The organism is Mycobacterium sp. TH-M15 (assembly GCF_057473705.1).
Genome location: NZ_JBYCLB010000075.1, coordinates 1 through 2,085, shown reverse-complemented (window position 1 = coordinate 2,085; position 2,085 = coordinate 1). Strand labels below are relative to the sequence as shown.

Here is a 2,085-nt window from a genome sequence, read left to right as displayed (position 1 = left end):
GGCGGTCGGCGGCCGGGTGGATCCACTGGGGGTGGCGTCAAGCCTGGATGTGCTCTCGGTCTGTCTGGCCGCCGGGATGGCGGTGTCGACTGCCGCGGCAGCAACCGCACCATCGGCGCCCCCGCGGTTGGCCCAGGTATTGCGTCGCGCAGCAGACCTGTTGGCGCTGGGCGCCGATCCGGCCGTCGCCTGGTCCACGCCGATGGGCGCCGCTGACCCGCAGATCGACGCGTTGTTGCGGTTGGCCCGGCGGTCGTCGGTGTCGGGTGTGGCATTGGCCGGTGCGTTGGCGGGGCTCGCTAAGCAGTGCCGGCAGGACGCGGTTCATGCGGCCGCCGCCAAGGCAGAACGGGCAGGCGTGCTGATCGCCGGCCCGTTGGGCCTGTGCTTTCTGCCGGCATTTGTCTGTCTGGGTGTTGTCCCGGTGATTGCAGGCCTTGCCGCTGACTTCCTGCAATCCGGCCTGATATGAGGAAGCCATGTCGAAAAAGGAAAGAGAGCAACATGTTTCGTGCATTGACAGTACGACTTACGCTGGTAGTTGCCGACGAGTCAGGGATGTCCACCGTAGAATATGCCATCGGCACTATCGCGGCGGCGGCATTCGCGGCGGTCCTCTACGCCGTCGTCACTGGCGATTCCATCGTTTCGGCGCTGACGAACGTCATCGCCCGCGCGCTGAACACCAAGGCCTAGCCGGCAATGCCGGCGCGGCCACGGTGGAAGCGGCGTTCGGCGTCGCGACTCTGGTCGCGGTCCTGTCGCTCTGTCTGGCCGGCATCACGGCGCTGGCAATGCAAGTCTGCTGCATTGACGCCGCACGGGAGGCCGCCCGGTTGGCGGCCCGCGGTGATGAGCGGTCGGCGATCGCGGCAGCCCGCGCAGTCGCCCCCGGTGGCGCCGGCGTACAGCTTCGCCACGACGGTGGATTCGTGGTTGCGACGGTTACAGCTAGGTCGAATCTGCTTCAGCTCCTGCACATCTCGGCCACTGCGATGGCTGCAGTCGAGCCACAGTAACGAGCGGGGATCGGTCACCGTCGTCACGGCCGCGATGGTTGTCGTGCTGCTTAGCGTCACCGGTGGCAGCGCGTTCCTGGGCGCCGCTGTGGTCGCCCGGCACCACGCTCAGGCGGCGGCCGACCTGGCTGCACTGGCCGCCGCGGCGCGAGTGCCGGCCGGGTCCGACGCATCGTGTGCACGGGCCGGCGCGGTGGCCCGCATGATGCAGGCCGATGTGACCGGCTGCGGTGTTGAAGACCTCGACGTCGTGGTCACCATCGAGGTCGGTGCGGGCGCATGGGGCAGGGCTCGGGCGTCCGCCCGGGCGGGCCCGGCTCAGAGGTCAGTCCAGCCGGGGGTCAGTCCAGCCGGGGGTCAGTCCAGCCGGGGGTCAGTCCAGTCAGTCGGCCAGTCCAGCTGCGGCGAGTTCGGCTGGAGTCGGCAGCCTCAGCGAGACCAGTCCGGCGAACGTGCCGGTGTCGATCTCCACCCGGTTGGCGGTCACGTGGACCGGCGCCCACCCGCCGCCGTGAGCGGGCATCCGCAGCACGGCGCTGAAGCCGCCGGCGGCAAACTCGGAGTTCATCGCGGCAGCCCTGGCCTCGTCGTCGGGATGCATCCGCGGGCTGTCGGCTGTGATGCGGCGCCAGTCGTAGAACGGGCACGGCGCGTCGAGCCACTTCAGCAGCGTCCAACTCTGCGGATCGAACAGCGCGCGGTGCACTCCCGGCAGGGCCATCCCGTGCAGAATCTGTTGGGCCAGCCGATCGGATGATGCCGGTGTCTCGGCGGGCTCGGCACGCCAATTCATGCCCCGCGCGATCATGTGTTCGCGCCCGTCGGGCCCTTCCTCGAGGGCATTGCGGGCAACGAAGCTGACCCGGATGTGGTTACCTTGCCAATCCCGGCCGTCCCAGGTGTCACACATGGTGTGACCCGGTTCGAATCTGACCGCCGCGGCCAGGGCCCGGACTTCATTGGCCTTGAGATCGCCCGAGGGCCAGCATTCGGCGAACGCCCGCCCGTCGGGATCATCGAGCTTGACCTCACGGCCCATGTTGGCCAGCGACTCCACGGTATCGGT

4 protein-coding genes and 1 pseudogene are annotated in these 2,085 nt (G+C 68.8%); 4 read left to right on the top strand and 1 reads right to left on the bottom strand.

Translation table 11 applies throughout. The annotated features are described in order from the left end of the window. From AC2VNT_RS01915 to AC2VNT_RS01900, 4 genes and pseudogenes are all read left to right on the top strand, one after another. Positions 1-472: type II secretion system F family protein (locus tag AC2VNT_RS01915; protein ID WP_486945247.1), on the top strand; the 472-nt coding region annotated here is incomplete at its 5' end. Between the two features lie 32 nt (positions 473-504). Then, a complete protein-coding gene (locus tag AC2VNT_RS01910) occupies positions 505-696 on the top strand; it encodes a DUF4244 domain-containing protein (RefSeq protein WP_486945246.1) in 192 nt (63 codons plus the stop codon). A 23-nt stretch (positions 697-719) separates the two neighbouring features. Then, positions 720-1,019 (top strand): TadE family type IV pilus minor pilin, encoded by a 300-nt coding sequence (locus AC2VNT_RS01905; RefSeq protein ID WP_486945245.1) that lies wholly within the window; start codon positions 720-722, stop codon positions 1,017-1,019. A 34-nt stretch (positions 1,020-1,053) separates the two neighbouring features. Continuing rightward, positions 1,054-1,275: pseudogene (locus AC2VNT_RS01900) on the top strand (Rv3654c family TadE-like protein); the annotation flags it as partial. Between the two features lie 126 nt (positions 1,276-1,401). Here the strand turns inward: AC2VNT_RS01900 and AC2VNT_RS01895 are convergent. Next, positions 1,402-2,076, bottom strand: a complete 675-nt coding sequence (locus AC2VNT_RS01895; protein WP_486945244.1) for a PAS domain-containing protein — start codon at positions 2,074-2,076, stop codon at positions 1,402-1,404. Positions 2,077-2,085 lie beyond the last annotated feature (9 nt).

Bases quoted from the DNA above. Each gene is read 5' to 3' on its own strand.
- AC2VNT_RS01910 (WP_486945246.1), top strand. From the start codon at position 505: ATGTTTCGTGCATTGACAGTACGACTTACGCTGGTAGTTGCCGACGAG.